The 15,610-nt window shown below is 63.1% G+C and carries 18 protein-coding genes and 1 pseudogene; 12 read left to right on the top strand and 7 right to left on the bottom strand.

What is annotated here, in order from left to right; translation table 11 throughout:
* Positions 1 to 228 precede the first annotated feature (228 nt).
* From ACGFNJ_RS34905 to ACGFNJ_RS34895, 3 genes and pseudogenes are all read right to left on the bottom strand, one after another.
* Positions 229 to 519, bottom strand: a pseudogene (locus ACGFNJ_RS34905) (Imm49 family immunity protein); the annotation flags it as partial.
* A 644-nt stretch (positions 520 to 1,163) separates the two neighbouring features.
* A complete protein-coding gene (xerC, locus tag ACGFNJ_RS34900) occupies positions 1,164 to 2,336 on the bottom strand; it encodes a tyrosine recombinase XerC (protein ID WP_393458323.1) in 1,173 nt (390 codons plus the stop codon).
* A 181-nt stretch (positions 2,337 to 2,517) separates the two neighbouring features.
* Entirely contained in the window at positions 2,518 to 2,907 is a 390-nt protein-coding gene (locus tag ACGFNJ_RS34895; protein WP_393458320.1) for a hypothetical protein, read from the bottom strand.
* 196 nt (positions 2,908 to 3,103) lie between these two features.
* Between ACGFNJ_RS34895 and ACGFNJ_RS34890 the strand changes: the two genes are divergently transcribed.
* From ACGFNJ_RS34890 to ACGFNJ_RS34840, 11 genes are all read left to right on the top strand, one after another.
* Positions 3,104 to 3,340 (top strand): helix-turn-helix domain-containing protein, encoded by a 237-nt coding sequence (locus ACGFNJ_RS34890; protein WP_393458317.1) that lies wholly within the window; start codon positions 3,104 to 3,106, stop codon positions 3,338 to 3,340.
* Positions 3,341 to 3,505: 165 nt separating this feature from the next.
* Positions 3,506 to 4,465, top strand: a complete 960-nt coding sequence (locus tag ACGFNJ_RS34885; protein ID WP_393458314.1) for an AAA family ATPase — start codon at positions 3,506 to 3,508, stop codon at positions 4,463 to 4,465.
* Between the two features lie 239 nt (positions 4,466 to 4,704).
* Positions 4,705 to 5,106, top strand: coding sequence for a hypothetical protein (locus ACGFNJ_RS34880; protein ID WP_393458311.1), 402 nt, complete (start codon positions 4,705 to 4,707; stop codon positions 5,104 to 5,106).
* Complete coding sequence (locus ACGFNJ_RS34875; protein ID WP_393458308.1) at positions 5,103 to 5,300, top strand: hypothetical protein; 198 nt, start codon at positions 5,103 to 5,105, stop codon at positions 5,298 to 5,300. Before ACGFNJ_RS34880 ends, ACGFNJ_RS34875 begins: the two co-directional genes overlap by 4 nt.
* Before the next feature lie 104 nt (positions 5,301 to 5,404).
* Positions 5,405 to 6,922 carry a hypothetical protein gene (locus tag ACGFNJ_RS34870; RefSeq protein ID WP_393458305.1) on the top strand — a complete coding sequence of 506 codons (1,518 nt, stop codon included), beginning with the start codon at positions 5,405 to 5,407 and terminating at the stop codon, positions 6,920 to 6,922.
* The gene (locus ACGFNJ_RS34865) at positions 6,919 to 8,265 is read left to right on the top strand and encodes an AAA family ATPase (protein ID WP_393458302.1); all 1,347 of its coding nucleotides are present in this window, start codon (positions 6,919 to 6,921) and stop codon (positions 8,263 to 8,265) included. Before ACGFNJ_RS34870 ends, ACGFNJ_RS34865 begins: the two co-directional genes overlap by 4 nt.
* A 445-nt stretch (positions 8,266 to 8,710) precedes the next feature.
* Positions 8,711 to 9,181, top strand: a complete 471-nt coding sequence (locus ACGFNJ_RS34860) for a hypothetical protein (protein WP_393458299.1) — start codon at positions 8,711 to 8,713, stop codon at positions 9,179 to 9,181.
* Positions 9,178 to 9,567, top strand: coding sequence for a hypothetical protein (locus tag ACGFNJ_RS34855; protein WP_393458296.1), 390 nt, complete (start codon positions 9,178 to 9,180; stop codon positions 9,565 to 9,567). The genes ACGFNJ_RS34860 and ACGFNJ_RS34855 overlap by 4 nt, the downstream gene beginning before the upstream one ends.
* On the top strand, positions 9,564 to 9,770 hold the full coding sequence (locus tag ACGFNJ_RS34850; RefSeq protein ID WP_393458293.1) for a hypothetical protein: 207 nt from the start codon (positions 9,564 to 9,566) through the stop codon (positions 9,768 to 9,770). The genes ACGFNJ_RS34855 and ACGFNJ_RS34850 overlap by 4 nt, the downstream gene beginning before the upstream one ends.
* Positions 9,770 to 10,573, top strand: a complete 804-nt coding sequence (locus ACGFNJ_RS34845) for a hypothetical protein (RefSeq protein WP_393458290.1) — start codon at positions 9,770 to 9,772, stop codon at positions 10,571 to 10,573. Before ACGFNJ_RS34850 ends, ACGFNJ_RS34845 begins: the two co-directional genes overlap by 1 nt.
* A gap of 82 nt (positions 10,574 to 10,655) precedes the next feature.
* Positions 10,656 to 11,654 carry a GAF domain-containing protein gene (locus ACGFNJ_RS34840; protein ID WP_393458287.1) on the top strand — a complete coding sequence of 333 codons (999 nt, stop codon included), beginning with the start codon at positions 10,656 to 10,658 and terminating at the stop codon, positions 11,652 to 11,654.
* 224 nt (positions 11,655 to 11,878) lie between these two features.
* Here ACGFNJ_RS34840 and ACGFNJ_RS34835 read toward each other — a convergent pair whose 3' ends face one another.
* Positions 11,879 to 12,271 carry a hypothetical protein gene (locus ACGFNJ_RS34835; RefSeq protein ID WP_393458284.1) on the bottom strand — a complete coding sequence of 131 codons (393 nt, stop codon included), beginning with the start codon at positions 12,269 to 12,271 and terminating at the stop codon, positions 11,879 to 11,881.
* A 77-nt stretch (positions 12,272 to 12,348) separates the two neighbouring features.
* Here ACGFNJ_RS34835 and ACGFNJ_RS34830 point away from each other — a divergent pair, with 77 nt between their 5' ends.
* A complete protein-coding gene (locus tag ACGFNJ_RS34830) occupies positions 12,349 to 12,987 on the top strand; it encodes a hypothetical protein (RefSeq protein ID WP_393458281.1) in 639 nt (212 codons plus the stop codon).
* Between the two features lie 258 nt (positions 12,988 to 13,245).
* On the opposite strand, the gene ACGFNJ_RS34825 is transcribed toward ACGFNJ_RS34830, so the two are convergent.
* The 3 genes from ACGFNJ_RS34825 to ACGFNJ_RS34815 all read right to left on the bottom strand — a co-directional run bounded on the left by ACGFNJ_RS34825 (position 13,246) and on the right by ACGFNJ_RS34815 (position 15,514).
* On the bottom strand, positions 13,246 to 14,229 hold the full coding sequence (locus ACGFNJ_RS34825; RefSeq protein WP_393458278.1) for a pentapeptide repeat-containing protein: 984 nt from the start codon (positions 14,227 to 14,229) through the stop codon (positions 13,246 to 13,248).
* Positions 14,226 to 14,672: a hypothetical protein gene (locus ACGFNJ_RS34820; protein WP_393458275.1), complete on the bottom strand. Its 447-nt coding sequence runs from the start codon at positions 14,670 to 14,672 to the stop codon at positions 14,226 to 14,228. Before ACGFNJ_RS34820 ends, ACGFNJ_RS34825 begins: the two co-directional genes overlap by 4 nt.
* Positions 14,673 to 14,896: 224 nt before the next feature.
* A complete protein-coding gene (locus tag ACGFNJ_RS34815) occupies positions 14,897 to 15,514 on the bottom strand; it encodes an exonuclease domain-containing protein (RefSeq protein ID WP_393458273.1) in 618 nt (205 codons plus the stop codon).
* Between the last annotated feature and the right edge of the window lie 96 nt (positions 15,515 to 15,610).

Here is a 15,610-nt window from a genome sequence, read left to right as displayed (position 1 = left end):
GTATCTCGACGACACCATTGCCGCACGCACCGCGATCGACCTGCGATGCCGGGCAACAGCTCGCCGCTGTGATGAACGTCGGTCGCGGCGAACAACATTCGAACGCAACCGGGGTCGCATGGTCATTGTCCGCGAAGTGCTGCGTGGCCCGCAGGCGAACTCGAACTCTCGTGCCGCCTCGGCCGATTCGAACCTGTTCTGTACCAGCCAAATTCCGATGCCGACCGGTCACCCGACATTGTGGAATCCAGTAACCAGAGTGTGCGGTAGGTAGTCGGACTCGACGGGTGGTGGCCAACCGTGATGGCGGTAGGCCAGGGTGGCCAACGCGAGTGGCCGGAGCGGAAGCCGAGTGCGTGGCCGATCGATCAGGTAGGAGGATAGTTCGCGCAGCTCGGAGAGTCGGTCGAGCAGTGCGTTGTGCTGGTGCAGCAGTTCGGTCATCTCGGTGCGGAAAGACTCCTTTTCACCGGTGGGCAAGGCGAACAGGGCGCGCAGTGCGGTGCGCTCGGTCTCATTCCGATACTCCTCGCGAGACCGGACACCCGCGGTGCCGACTGATCGCTCAGGAAATCAGCCCGGGCACGTCACACTGTTTTTGTACGTCACGCACCAGGTGTAGGTCCCGTCGTCCGACTTGACTTTTTGATACTCTGCCTGAGCCCATGGCTGCCAGTAGCACAGCCCCAGAACCACCCCCAGAACAACAAGAGCGACCGCGATGATCTTCGCCTCGATCCGAGCCGCCCTGACGCGATCTCTCATCGGAAGCTCGGCGTCTCCTGCGCTAATCATGCTCACCTTTCCCTGATGCCGCTCTTCCCTGACGGGACAATGCATGGCTTTCGGTCCCCTCATACGGACCGCTAGGTCTCATCGACGGCCACGCATGGCCCGTTACCCCACACACGTAATTTTTCAATCATTTCGCTGCTCACGATCATGGAACCGCCCATCGGCCCGCATCGCTCAGGCTCCAGCAACAAGGAATTTGGAAGAAGGTTCGGATTGCGGAAGGAAGTCTTCTGCAACCTTGCACACAGCTGCGGCAGGGGCTGAAAGGGTCACAAGCTGTTGACCAGGCAAGTTGCGAGGCCAGCGTGGATCTCGGGGGAGTGGATGCCAGGCCCGAGACGGGCCTGGTCCATGTTTACTCCATAAATTCAGCTGAGATCGCCGAAGCCCTTCAGCTCCTTCCGTGCATCAGGTCCTTCATATGTGGGTTCAATGTAGTGGCGTTTGGTGACTGCGCTGTTCGAATGACCAAGCTGAGAGGCAGCTTTGTCGGGATCCTTCTGGCCGATCCTGGTGCCGACGGTCTTGCGATACACGTGCGGATACATGGGCAGCTCGTCTAGTCCAGCCCGCGCATGAGCGTCCTTGATCTGTGGACGAACGTTGTTGGGATGCCGGATGGTTCGCCTCCGGCTCGGGAAGACAAGGTCCTCGGGCTCATGTGGTGTGCGTTGGCGGCAGCTGCGTAGCACCGCGACCAGCCACTTCGGGAGCTTGAGGCGTCGGCGGGCTTGCGGGCCACCTTTGGGGTAAGGCTGCGCGTAAATCGAGCGACCGTCCCCCCATGCTGCGGTTGATTCTATGAGCACGGTTGGTATTGCTGCATTGAGGTCGACGTGACGCCATTTGAGGACGACCACTTCACCTATCCGGGCACCGGTGCCGAGCATGAAGTCGACAATGTCGGCGATGCCATTGGCTTTGGCCAACCGATCTGCGCGAAGTCCTTTGCGAACGCGTTTGACCTCCTCGGGCTTCAACGCGATGACTGGCTTCGTATCTACCGAGACCGGTGTGGTGAGCTTGACGAGGTTGCCGAACCTGGCGGCCCCGTGTTTGGTGGCCAAGACCCACATCGCGGACAGGCATACCCGTGCGATCTGAGCAGTGGGTTTTCCCACCTCGCTCGATACGTCGTCGAACAGTCGCTCCATGCGGACGATCGAGAGCTCGTCGATGGTCAGTTGGCCTACTCTCGTGACGATGTGGCGTTCGGTGGCTCGGCGATAGCGCTGGTATGTCGAGGGCGGATGTTTTGTCTTCGCCATGGTCAACCACGCTCGGGCAAGATCCTCAACCAGAGATTCGGGTGTCAGCTCGTCTCTGTCCGCTGTGGCGTTGTAGCGCTTGGCGAGCTTCTCGGTGAGCCTGGATTCCGCTTTTGGTCCACTAGGACCTGTCGCGGTCACCTGTCGGCTCCGCCCGTCGATATCGCGATAGTAGGTAATGGCCTCCCACTTCTCTGGCTTCTCGCCATCGGCAGTAAGCTTGTTCCGCGTAATCTTGCCCCACGTACCAAGTTTCGTTCTTGCCCGCGGCATCAGAGGTGTCCGTATCCATCGAAGACACGGCAGGCGGTGCTCGTATTGTTCATTTGTACTCCCGTAGATGATTTACCGGTGCTAGCCGGTGTCGTGCATTTCAATTCTACGGGGCCGCAGCTCTATTCGATGATTCAGTGAGAACGGATATGCGAATATCTGCCCATTTCAACGTGTTCGGTCATTCGTTGGAAAGTACGACCACGCCGGTCGTCTGAATCTTCAACGGAGGCCGTGGGTGTCGGTTGTTAGCGGCCAGGGCGCGTATAAGGTCGGAGACGAGTTTGCGCTGATCGCGATCCAGGATCGCGGCTTCGGGCGGCGGGATGTAGGGCTCGTCGAGCTCGAGTGCGATACCGGACCAATGTGCGACGTCGCGGGTGTCGAGCTTGAGCGCAGTAGCGATCGCGCGGATGGTCTCCATCGCTGCCGGGTGCTCAGGGTTGTCGATCAGACGAGTGACGGTGGTGGCGTGCACGCCCGCCTCGTCGGCGAGCTGGTTGCGACTTTTGATGCCGACCGCGGCCATCGCGGAGGCCCACGGTTCGGGTATCGGGCGTGTTCGTGCCATGTCCACAAGAGTAAGGCATACGTCCACACCATCCGTGGACATGGTGCTGATTTCCTGTGCGCCGTGCGACTAGATCCTTCCAGCAAGCGCTACTACCTGCGGTAATTCTCTATACCGAGATCAATGACAGTAGACATCAATGTCTTCTGTTGTTAATGTCTGTAGCAGGGGAGGTAGTACACAGGAGGGAACTTTGATGGCGGACAGCGCGCAGTTGAGAAACCGGACAGCGCTACGAGATGCGATGACAGCCAAGCGCTTTACGGTCCGGCAGCTGGCCAGCCGAGCAGGCTGCGGCAAGAGCATCATCGGATTTCTCCGCTCAGGAGCCCGAAGGTCGTGCAGTCCGGAGCTGGCGGCGAAAATCGCTGCGGCACTGGAGATCCCGACTGATGAGCTGTTCCCCGACGAGAAGGAAGGAGGCGTGAACTGAGCCAGTGCTCAACAGATCTACGGGAGAGAAATAGTTGACCCGGCGGGCTAGCACTCCGCCGGGTCGGCGCACATCTACGGGAGTAGTTATGCGATTTCAGTTTAACCCGTCGGTCGCGAAGGCGACAGACGGGCGCACGGCGTTGCCGCTGAACAGGCGGTCGTGATGGTGATCGAGTTCAAGCCTGCGGTGCGGCGCAAGACTCCGGCACGGCTGGCGCTCGCCGGCCCGTCTGGGGCGGGCAAGACCTATACCGCGCTGGCGATGGCCTGGGAGTGGGCGCAACGTGAGAAGTCGGTGATCGGGATGGTCGATACCGAACATGGCCGCGCCAGCATGTATCAAGGGACGAACGGTTGGCAGTGGGAAACCCTTGAGCCCGAGCGGTTCTCGCCTCTGGGGTTGGTCGAGATCCTCGGTGCGGCCGCCGGGCGCGGGTTCAACCCGTTCATCATCGACTCGTGGTCGCACTACTGGTTCGGCCCCGACGGGATGCTCGAACAGGTCGACCGACGCAAGGCTGGTACCAACAGCTTCTCGGGCTGGAAGGAAGTCACCCCCGACGAGCGCAAGATGATCGAAGCGATGCTCACCTATCCAGGGCATCTGATCGTGACGCTGCGGACCAAGACCGAATACCTCGTCGAAGAGGATTCCAAAGGCAAAGCCGTCCCGCGCAAGGTCGGCACGAAGCCGGTCCAGCGTGACGGGCTCGAGTACGAATTCGACATCGTCGGTGATCTCGATCTGCGCAACAACCTGCACATCTCCAAGACCCGGCTGCCGTTCCTGGCCAACGAGGTCTTCGCCCAACCCGGAGCCGAACTCGCGACTCAGATCGCTGACTGGCTTGACAGCGGGCAGGCAGTGCCCACGGTCGGGGAGTTCCGGCAGCGGATTCTCGATGTCGAAGAGATGACGCAGTTGCGTGCGATCTGGCTCGAAGTCGAGTCCTATCGGATGCTCGGCGCGCCCACCGTCGACCACGAAGGCACACCGACAACGCTGCGCGAGCTGATCGTGGCAATCAAAGCGGCCATGGAGGCAGTCGATAAGGAGCAGGCCGCAAAGCGCGCAGCTGCGGCAGCCGAAGACGGCAACGACTACGCAGAGGGAAGGGGGTGAGAACTGATGGCAGCAAGGAAGTGTCAGGCACTCAGCTGTACGCACGGGTTGATCGAAATCGCCGAGATCGCGGAACGACTACGCGTCACTTCGCAGCTAGTGCGGCAATGGCGATCGCAGTCCAAACCGCACCTACTGGCAGACAAAGGGTTTCGGCTCAACGGAGACTCCGGTCCGCTGCGGTGGGTCGAATGCGACTACTGGGCCTACCTGGCTGAGCTGGCTGAACCGAGGTCGGCGTGAGCAGCCGCGGGCGTCCTTCCCTCGACGCGGTCACGATGTCGAAGGAGGACGCCAAGCGGATCTTCGTCGCCGAATATCGGTTCCTGCGCGAGGCGAACATGAGCCACGATGCGATAGCGCAGCGCCTCGGCCTGACGATCGCCACGCTGCGTACCCGCATCTTGCGCTACAACTGCCTGGTCTTGTCCAAGTCTGAGCAGCGGATCGCCGATCGCCTCGACGCCTTCATCGACGCCGGTGAGCCGTTCACCCTCGAACAGCTCCACGCCCTGGACGCCGGGATCGCGTTGATGCTGGTGCAAATCGCACTCAAGCGCGGACGCATCCGCTCCTCGCAGTCACGGGCGCAACGGCCCAGACGCGCGCCGGTCTACACCCCGGTCTGGACCCAGTCGTGAGCGGCGCTGATCCATTCGGCGATGGCCAGGACTGGGCGGTAATCGACGAAATCAGTGACAACGACGGCTATCCGGCCCGTGTGCTGTGGGAGTGCAGATACGTCATCGAAAGCGGTAGCGGGCGTGCGCAGGTGACCGAACGCCGTTGGGGTGACGGCCAATACGAATCCCGTGAGGTCGAGCCCCTGACCTGATCCTTTCGCCCGCCCCCGCCGAGCCCGCGCCCACGCGGCAGCTCGACACCGCGCACTCGTGGCGTCGAGCCATGCAGGTGCGCAAAGACTTTCGGAGTACACGCATGCCCGTTGACGCCTGCGGGGTCACCCGAGACACCCGCGGATACATCAAAATCGCCTTGGACTTCCTTGAGAACCCTAAGACCGGCCCGATGTCGCCGGTGACCAAGCTCAAGTTGATCGAGCTGTGGATCTACTGCGCCCGCAACCGAACCAACGGCATAGTCACCGCGACCCAGGCACGACGGCTGGTGCCGGGCCGTATCCGTGAGGTCTTCACTCTCGCGCGCTGCTGGCATCACCATGACTGCACCATCGCGACACCGTGCCAGCACGGTGCGTGTACACCGTCAGCGCCGTGCGGGCGCGAGTTTTTCACGATGCACGACTACGAGCGCCACCAAACCTTGCACGGCCCAGCGGTCGCCAAGCGTAAGGACCCACGTGGCTACCTCAAGCTCAGCGTCGACTTCCTGGAGAACCGCAAAACCGGTCCCCTGACACCGGTCTCGAAACTCAAGTTGCTCGAGTTGTGGATCTACTGCGCCCGCAATCGAACCAACGGTGTCATCGCCGCCAGCCAAGCACGCAAGATCGCGCCACCGCGCATCCGTGACGCGCTCTCCATCGCCGGATCATGGCAGCACCACGACTGTGCTACAGCGACACCGTGTCGGCTCGGCGCATGCACGACGGACAAACCGTGCGGTCACGGTTTTTTCAGCATGCACGACTACCAACACCATCAAACCCACTATCTCGACCCCACCGCAAGGACCGAACAGGCCAGGTCAGCCGGTAGGAAGGGCGGGCTCGCCAAAGCCGCGAACCGCCGGGACGCTCCTAGCGAAACCGCTAGCGTTCCTGCCAGAGCTCCGGCTACCAACGCGGGCGCGTCTCACAGTTCACAAGTCATAAATACCTCTACTCCAGTAGGTCTCACCCCTTACGACAGTGACGCGCGGGAGGAAAGACCGCTCTCACCACCACGACCTGCACCACGTCCTCGCCACGGCGGCGACGAGGTCGCTGACCGGCTCAACGCCTCCGCACCCGAAATCCCGGCAACCCCAGAGATGCGGCTCCGCGTCCTGGCCCGTCTGGCACCCGATGCCGTCGAGGTGTTAGCCGACCCGGATGCCGGCACGATGCGCCACGCCCAGGCCCAAGCCGAGCTCGCCCGCGCCGAGGCGATGATCGAGGCTCGCGCCGAGTACCTCGCCACCACGAACGTTGTCGAAAACAAGGACATCGACAGGCTTTTCGACCCCCACGGCCCGCATGGCTACGCCCGCCGCATGGCAGCCGCGCACACTCCGCTGCCCACACCGGACCCGCAGACGCCAGGCGAAGTGCGCGCGATGGCCTACCGACTCGCACGCGACCACATCGACGCCATCACCCGCCAGGGTGGCACCCCGCCCGGCCCAGCTCGTGAATCCCTGCGCGGTGAATTGGAAGCCCTGCTCGGCGAGGGCCACCACCAAGACCGGCTGTGCACCGAACTGCGCGCCATGCGCGAAACCGGCCTGTGGGCGGCCTCGAAACTGCGTGAGCGCCTAGCGAAAGTCCCGGCATGAGCAGCCCGGAGTGGGAGGCCCCGGAGATGTGCGACATCGAAGCTGAGCAACAGATCCTCGGCGCCGCGCTCTACACCGAAGACAACGCCGACGTCGCCGCCATGGTCGCCGAAATCCCCACCGAAGCCTTCTATCGTCCCGCCCACCAGTTACTGCACACGACCATGGTCGAACTGCTGCGCGGCGGACAACCCGCCGACCCCATAATCGTGCTGGAAAAAGCCAGCAGCAGAGGCGAACTCGGCGCCGACACCGGCCGCCTACGGCTGATCACCCTGGAACTGCTCGGCAAGGGCGTACCCGGATCGGTCCCGTACTTCGCGGACCGGATCATCACGCTGTGGTACGCGCGCACCGCTGTCGCTGAAGCCACCCGCATGGTCCAGAAACTCCACGTCCTGCACCGCAACGGCGACCTTGCGTTAACTGGTCAGGTCGTGGCCCGCGCGCGCGAGGCCCTTGATCTGGATTTCACCGACCCGGCCACGCCGGGTGAGGCGGCGCTACCGCCCTCGGTCGCCGAGATTCTCGCCGGGAGTGATTCCTACGATTGGCTGATCCCGCAGCTGTTCGAGTACGGCGACCGCATGATCCTCACCGGCATCGAAGGGCTCGGGAAATCGATGCTGCTTGCCCAGATCGCCTGCGCTGTCACCGCGGGCCTGCACCCCTTCCTGGCCGCCCCCATCTTGGGCGCCGGAGCCCCGCGTGCGAGCTCGCATCGGGTGTTGGTCATCGACGCGGAGAACCTGCCCGGCCAGCTGCGCCGCCGCTATCGCGATCTCGTCGCTCGCGTCGATGCGGTGTGCGCGCAGCAGAACCACCCGCGCCCGGACTGGACCGACGAGCTGCGCATCGAGGCCCGTCCAGACGGTGTGCGCTTGGAAGATCCGCGCGAGCTGCGCCGCATCGAAGCCGCGATCGCCGCGCACCGGCCCTCGCTCGTTGTTGCTGGTCCGCTGTATCGGCTCAATGCTCTCGATACCGAAGCCGCCGATGGTGCACGGGAATTGGTGCGGATCCTGGACCGGCTGCGAGTGAAGTACCGGTTCGTGCTGCTGCTGGAAGGCCATATCCCGCACGCGGCTGACGGGCGTTCCCGTTCGGTGCGCCCCATCGGGTCTTCGCTGCTGCTGCGCTGGCCGGAGTTCGGCTACGGCCTTGTGCCTGCCCGCGGGCACGAGGACGACGAACACCCGAACGTGGTGAACCTGCGTCAATGGCGTTACGCCCGTGATGAACGGCTGTTCCCGCACGAGCTCTACCACTCCACCTTCGGGCTGCCGTGGACTCCTAGCGACAACTATTTCCGGGTATGCCGAAGCCGGGGCATATTCGCTTGAATCGAACGCGAACCGTAAATGATTGTGCAGCAGTTGAATTGAGGTATTGAGTACGAATATGGATTGAAATAGTATGGAGTGCAGGGGATTTCATGTGGCTAGCACCACCTTCCCCTGTGAATCGGATACCGCATCTACGGGAGAAACGATGAAGATCGTCATGGGCATTGTGCTGCCCAGACGGGCACGATCATGTCGCAGAAGACGGCTTGCCGATCAAGGCGCGAGTCGTATCCACACTGTCGCAACTGCTTTCGAGGCGGCGATGCCCGGCCTGTCCTGGGCGCACCCTGGAAACCGGTCTCACCGTTGTCGACGGTCAAGACCGAGACACCGGATTCTGTTCTTGCTGCGGCGCCACCTGGCTGCCTGGCCCGCCGGTGCGCTTGCTGACCGGCGGCCGCCTATTCGGCACCGAAGCCGTTGCACGGCAGGGGGTTCAGTCGTGATCCGGCGCATGGTCCCCGACCTGCGCTTCGCGCGCCGCGTCCTCGACACCATCACGACCCTGCCAGACCGGCACCGCCATCCAGGCCTGGAATGGAACCAGGATGTCTACCGGGCCGTCGACGTCGACGCCGTCATTCATGCCGACACCGGCGCACCGGTCTGCCGGACCGCACTGTGTTTCGCCGGATGGGTCGTCCAACTCGATCCCGATGTGGACTGGGCCTATGACTCGATGACCCTTCGCACCGCCGGTCTCACTGATGACACGACCTGGCCTCCAGTGCACCTGCATCACGATCTCACCACCGCACGGGATCTGAGCACCGGTGATCAGCTGCCTGCCCGCGAATACGCCAAACGACGCCTCGGCCTCTCCGGACTTCAAGCAAGCCAACTCTTTTTGGGTGCCAACACCCTCGGCGACCTCGCCGAGATCATCGACCGGATCGGCAAGGGGCAGCTGTGACCACCACCATCACCGCGACCGCGTTGGTCGGCAAGGTCCGCGAACTCGTCACCGCCACCCCCGAGGCCACCACGCCCAACCTCACCGATCACCCGCACGGCAACCGCTACGTCGTCCGCGACACCGATGGCCAGTGGCGCGGTTCACGACTGATTGGGCGCGCGCTGCTCGAACTGGGTGCCGACCCGGACGCCCTGGCCGAGCACGACGCGCGGGCGCTGTCCGCCGCGAGCACCGTCATGCACTTCGTGCGCTTCGGTGTGTGGGGCCAAGACCTGTTGTGGCTCAACATCGTCCAAACCCAAGAAAGCAATGGTCACCCCTGGCAGTGGGCGATCACTGTCGCGGACCTGCGCATCAAAGGCGTCGTCGGGAGCAGCCGATGAGACCACCACTCGAACCCGGCACCTGCACAACCATCGAAATCATCGACGTTCCCGCGCGCGGCGAGGACCTCGAACGGTGGCGCGCCAGGGTCACCTACCGCGATTTCGAGGGCACGCTCCGGCGTCTCGAAGCGCTGCGCGGCGACCCTGACGAGGCCGCCGACGCTGTCGAGGCCCGGTTAGACGAACTCGGAATCGACTGATGCCGCACCGCGATCCGACTCCTGATCGCAAAGTCATCGATGACATCGACGCCCTGGTCGATGAACAACTAGCCCGCAAACCCGACAGCGGCACCTTCGAAGGTTGTCCGCACTGCCCTTATGACTGGCACTCCTTGCCCATTCGCATGGACCTGCTGTTGCTACGACTGCGCTACTGCGGCTGCAAGAACTGCGACGCCGCTCTGGATGCCTATGACTACGCCGCCGACGACAGCCCCGTGTTCTGTCCCGGCTCCGGGTTCCACGGCCCCCTGCAGCCGTTACACCAACGCCTTGCCACCTGGCCGGGACCGATCCCGATCCGCATCGACATCATCGAGGTGACCGAAACAGACACCGCCCAGCCGGACCCACCGTCGGGCCCGACACCGCCGGACGGGTGCGCCTACCGCATCCCGTTCCCCGCGTCCTCGGAATACCGCGCCCAAATCTGGGCCTACCGGCTCTCGCGGCCCTGGCGCGATACGAACTATGTGTTCGTCTCCCACATCAAGCGAACCATCCCCGACGACGGACCAGAGTACGAGACCGCGATCTTCCGCTACCACCCACCCGGCACCCCCCAACCCGAGATCATCGACCGCCTCTTCATCGACGGGACTTGGCACGGCGTACTCGCCGGAGAGGAGGACGGTCCCTATCAAGCAGCTATCGACCACAACGGTGTCATCGTCGAAGTCGGCCCGAACATGCAGGCCCGCTACCACGCCGACGGACGAGTTGACCCGGACCTGTTGGTCCAGCAGGTCACCGGGCAGAGGGTCATTGCCGTAGCAGAATGAGGCAATAGGCCACGGATCGGCGGGCTTGACAGAGCAAAAATACCTACTGTGAAACCCGCCGTTTCCTATTAGCGTGGGCTAGATGCTGGGGGAATGGCTGTTGATCGAATGCGTCCACGAAGAGCCGACCGTCATGGCCATCGGGCGAAAACCGGTGCGCCTGCTACCACTTCAGAAAGTACTGCGCAACGAGACGCTCAAAGCGACCCGGCGCCTGACCAACAAGGTCCGCCGCAGCGGGCAGCGATACGAAGAAGTCTCGCGCACTCGTGGCGAGCACCTCATCGCCGAGCCGATCGTCAACGCGACCGACCGCATCTACGGGATTCGGATCTGGGTCGGGCACACCGAGATCGAGATTCCGCAGCCGCCACGCTCGGGTGCCTGGGACTGGAATCTCGACAAGATGACCGCCCTGTTCACCGACGAGATCTATGACATCTACGCAGTCGCGCCCGAGCGCCGACGCACCGAGATCACTCGCATGACCGCGCTACGCCACATGACCTTCGCCGAGGACGAAGGCAACGCACTCGCGCTGGCCCTGCACGCCGACGAAACCACCGTCTACCAAGACACGTGGCCTATCGTGCGCGACGACGGAATAGCCCGGGAGGTCAACTTCTGTGCCCGCGGAACCACTCTCGATGGGCAGCGGTTCGTCAGCGGCCTGAGCATCGACGTCAGCGCGGGCCGAGACGAGCCGGCGCCGCCAGTGCCACCTCTGTTCTCTCAAGCCGTGTTGGAAGCCGAACTCGATGTGCCCGGCGTCTACCACGCCCTGGTCGATCCCAAAACGCTCATCGCTCACCGCTGGCTCGGCGCCGAAATGCCCGGCATTGCCTGGGAACTCACCGGCGACCCCGACCGCGACCCGGCTTTGCACTCTAAGGACATCCCTGTCGCTCGGGCGATGGTCCGCGGCCTGGACGGTGGGCCCGCCTGCGGTCAGCTGCGGCTACGCGGGACCAGTGGGGGATGGGTGGTCGTGCAGGTCGAAGCCAAACGTGTACTGCTGACCCACGATTCAGACGCGGTAGCGGTGCTGGTCCGGCTCTCGCATGCCACATCAACCGAATAATCGGAAAGGTCTTTTCCATAGTGGATCTCACGTTTATGATCTTCTGTTCGGGGTAAGACCCCCTCGCCTCTGGTCAACCTCGCTCCTCGAAAACCCATCACCCGCAAGCTCGACTCGCCGTGCCGTGCCGGGACGGCCGCCGAGTCGATGGATACGGGCCGAAATCGCCTCGGCCGGTTGGAGGTTGCTTTGTTACCAGTCCGGAGGTTGCTGTGCCTGCCGTGCTAAATCTGTCGCTTGCCCATGCTGTGCTTCGAACCCTGCGCGCGAAACCACACCTGCATGACCATCGAGTCTGGATCGACGCGCGTGCTGAAGGTGTCGCTCACAGTGTCGCCGGATGGGTCGTCACCCTCGCGGGCGCCGAATGGACCCAATGCCACGAGATCGTCATCTACCGTGGCAAACGCCGCTCGGTTCCCATGCTCGCGCAAGAGCTGCTCGGGTTGCCCTACGAGCAGGCGCGGTTGCTGTTCTTCCACTGCGACGAACAACAAGCAATCAGCCTGCTCTCCGGCCTGGTAGGTCACGCCTCCCATCAGCAGTTCAACCAATTGGTGTGCGCCGCTGGACAAATCAACTGCGCCTGCTGACATCGACCGGTTCGCCACAGGCACGCCACTGCAATATCTACCAATGCACGCTATGGTAGAGAGATGGTGATCGTCGCTGTGACACAACCAGATTCACGCCCATGACCAGCACAACCCCACGAACTGTCGTGTCCACTGAGCTCGACGACGCGGTCCACGCACTGATCGGACACCGGCTGCGAAGCCACACCGACACCGACGGCGAAACCCGCAGCGGTTACAGCGAATCGGTTTACGACGAGGTCCGCGCGGAACTGGCCGCCCGCCAAGGCGGTGGCGGAACCCTGCGGCCACGCAGCCTGCCTCCAGCCTGGGTCGAAGGACTCGACTGGCTCGCCGAGATCGACACCACCGTCGCCGCCTGGCACCCCGACGCAGGCCACGACAACGGACAGCCCGAGACCGTGCGCCGCCTCAACCTCCTCGCCTCAACCTCCTGGGCGCCGGAGTATCACGAGCTCGTGGGCGAGTGGACCGCCCGTCTGTGGCGTTGGGCCGAAGTGGGAAAGGTACTGCTCGAACCGGTGCACCGGTGGGAGCTGGTCGCGGCCTGCCCGGCCTGCCAGATCCGCACCGTGCACCGGCCCGACACCTCCGGTGAATACGTCCGCCAAGCCGCGCTCCAGATCACCGCAGACGGCTGCATCTGCCAATCCTGCCGCACCAGCTGGGCACCCACCCACTACCGGCTCCTCGCCGCCGCACTGGGATGCCAGCTTCCCTCTGGTGTCCTCGAGTAGCCCAGGCCTGGCTTTGCCCGTCATGTGCGACGGCACTTGTTCACCAACACGGACGGGCATGCTCACTGAGGAGGTCGATGTTCACGAATGCTGACAGCATCACCACCGTTTATGAATCCGGCTCGTGCGTGGTGTCTTTGCCAGCGAAATTGGGCCTTTGCCAGGGAGGTTTGCCCGTAATAGGACTTCTGCCACTACAGCTGGGCCGTTTTGATCGAGTCTCACCTGTGGAAACCGTCTGAAGCGGTGGCCCGTCTATCAGAGCTTGACGTGCTGCAGGTCGGTTGAGCGGACGTTGCCGGTGTCAGGGTTGAGTTCGTACTGTCCTGGCGCAACCTCCACGGACCGATCGAGAACCTCACTTTGGCGGGAAGCCCAATCAGTACTCCGATCCCACAGGACCCGTTCGAAGCGGGTCAGATCCGGCAGCCGCGCTTGGCCGAGCTTCGCGCCCCGGAAGTTTACTCGCAGGAGCAGCGCGCTGGTGAGGTCCGCACGGGTCAGGTCCGCGCCGGTCAGGTCCGCGTCGGTGAGGTTCGTGCGGGTGAGGTTCGCATCGGTGAGGTTCGCGTGGGTCAGGTCCGCGCCGGTCAGGCGCGCGTGGGTCAGGTCCACGTGGGTCAGGTTCGCGTGGGTGAGGTTCGCGTGGGTGAGGTTCGCGTTGGTGAGGTCCGCGTCGGTCAGGTTCGCGTCGGTCAGGTTCGCGTCGGTCAGGTTCGCGTCGGTCAGGTTCGCGTCGGTCAGGTTCGCGAAGTCCAGGCCCGTGTGGACCAGACGCGCGCGGATGAGGCTCGTACGGGAGAGGTTCGCGCGGGAGAGGTCCGCGCGGGAGAGGTCCGCGTCGGTCAGGTCTCTGCGCCGAAGAAGCTCGCCAGCAAGGAGCATGCCAGTTAGGTTCGCGCCTCTCAGGTCGACCAAGTCCTGCGGCACCCGCTCGATTGATGCAGGGGAGGGCGCGCTATCTGGATCGTTCTTAGAGGTCGGGGCTTCTTGTTCGTTGTTCTGATTGTTCGATACGGGAACTTCCGATGATACTTCATCGCCCTGTGTGAGTTCATCGCCGATGTCGTCCGACGGCTCAACTAGAGCATTGGAGTCATCGCTTCGGGCTTGGCGGCCGTGGCGAGCATGGACTGGCAGCGGCCGGTTCGATATTGCGGCGGCGATCCGGTCGAATAACGTCGCGGGACGGTCGAGTGCCCGACCGAGCGGATGCCGCCAGGTACGGAGAATGGTGGTCACGACTCCTCCTGTGACGCAGGGGAAGCCGCTGGTTGCGTGTTTTGCCGCTGAGGTTTCGGTACTGGCGGGTAAGGCGGTGATTGCGTGCTTGCATCATCCGGCTTCTCTACCTCGACATACCCTACGTCTCTTCTAGCTGCAACACCGGTGAACGCGAAAGTGCTTCCCGCGCCGATGACTATCGCCGCGCCGATGTTCGATATCCACGCGGCGCCGGCCTGGAGCCCCACGAACAGCGTGGCGAGGGCCACTCGCAGCACGATGTTGCTGCATAGCCAGAAGCCTAGTGACGGGCTGGTGGCCTTGGTCTTCTTGTTGTCTTTCTTGTTGTGCCAGGGCCATCGTTGTTTCTTGCGGGTGAAGTCCCAGAGTTCGAAGCCGGCTGCCGCGATGGAGGCCGCCCCGCCCCAGGCCGCGTACTCCGCCACTATCAGCGCGTCCATGAGCTGACGCTACCCGCAGATCTGATTGCAGGCGGCGGATTCACTGTCGCTACCGCTATTTCGAAATGGGCTGTCTTCGAGGGCAATCCAGTGTGTATCAGTCTGCCACTGGATACGTCCCACCACTGTTCAAAGCTTCGTGGCGCGGTTTCGGTGCTGCGGACCGACCTCGCCCGTCAGCGCTGAGCAGGGCCTGTGAATGCAGGCAGCGATGGCTACGGCTTTCACCACAGACCGTTCTCAGGCTCGGCCTTGGGTACGAACTCTTTCGGTGCCGCAGCGCTGACCAGCGCAGCCCAATCCAGGCCGCTGTCATCGACGAGCTTGCAGAGCAGTTGCCAGGCTGCCCATGCGTCGAAGCCAGCACGGTGGTATCCCTGCTCGGTGACCGCTGAGGTGTCTAGCTTCGCGTGTTCGATGAGCTTGTCGAGGCTGTAGCTGGAAAGACCGGGCCACACAGCTTCTGCCAGGCGCAGGGTGTCCAGGACCATCGGCGGATTCCAGGATGGCAGGTGTGAGGCGAGAACGCGTTGCTCGACTGCCGCGTTGTGCGCGACAAGAGTTCGTTCGGCCAGAGCGCCGTCGATGTCAGGTGCGATCTCGGCCCACGATGGGCTGCCCTCGACGTCGGAGTTCTTGATGCCGTGGACCTTGCGGGTGAAGATCTGGGTGATCGGCTGCTGAGGTTTGATCAGCCATGATCGCATGTTGTTGATGCTGGCTATCTCGCCGGAGACTGCGAGGATGGCGATCTCGATGATTTCTGGCGGTGTCTGACCATTTCCTTCGACGTCTACGACAGCAATGTCTTTGCTGCGCAGCGTGTTCGGGATGTTGGTCACAATGTCTCCTTGATCGTGTGCCAGCCGAGGTCGGCGCGTTAGTGCCGAGTTCGGTAATGGTTGCGACATTGGCGACAGCGGTGCTGCCTTCACGCA

Origin of the sequence: Nocardia sp. NPDC049149 (genome assembly GCF_043197455.1) — a bacterium.
Lineage (GTDB): Bacteria > Actinomycetota > Actinomycetes > Mycobacteriales > Mycobacteriaceae > Nocardia.
Note: the sequence above shows the minus strand (reverse complement) of the source record. Positions and strands in the feature narration are given on the sequence as shown.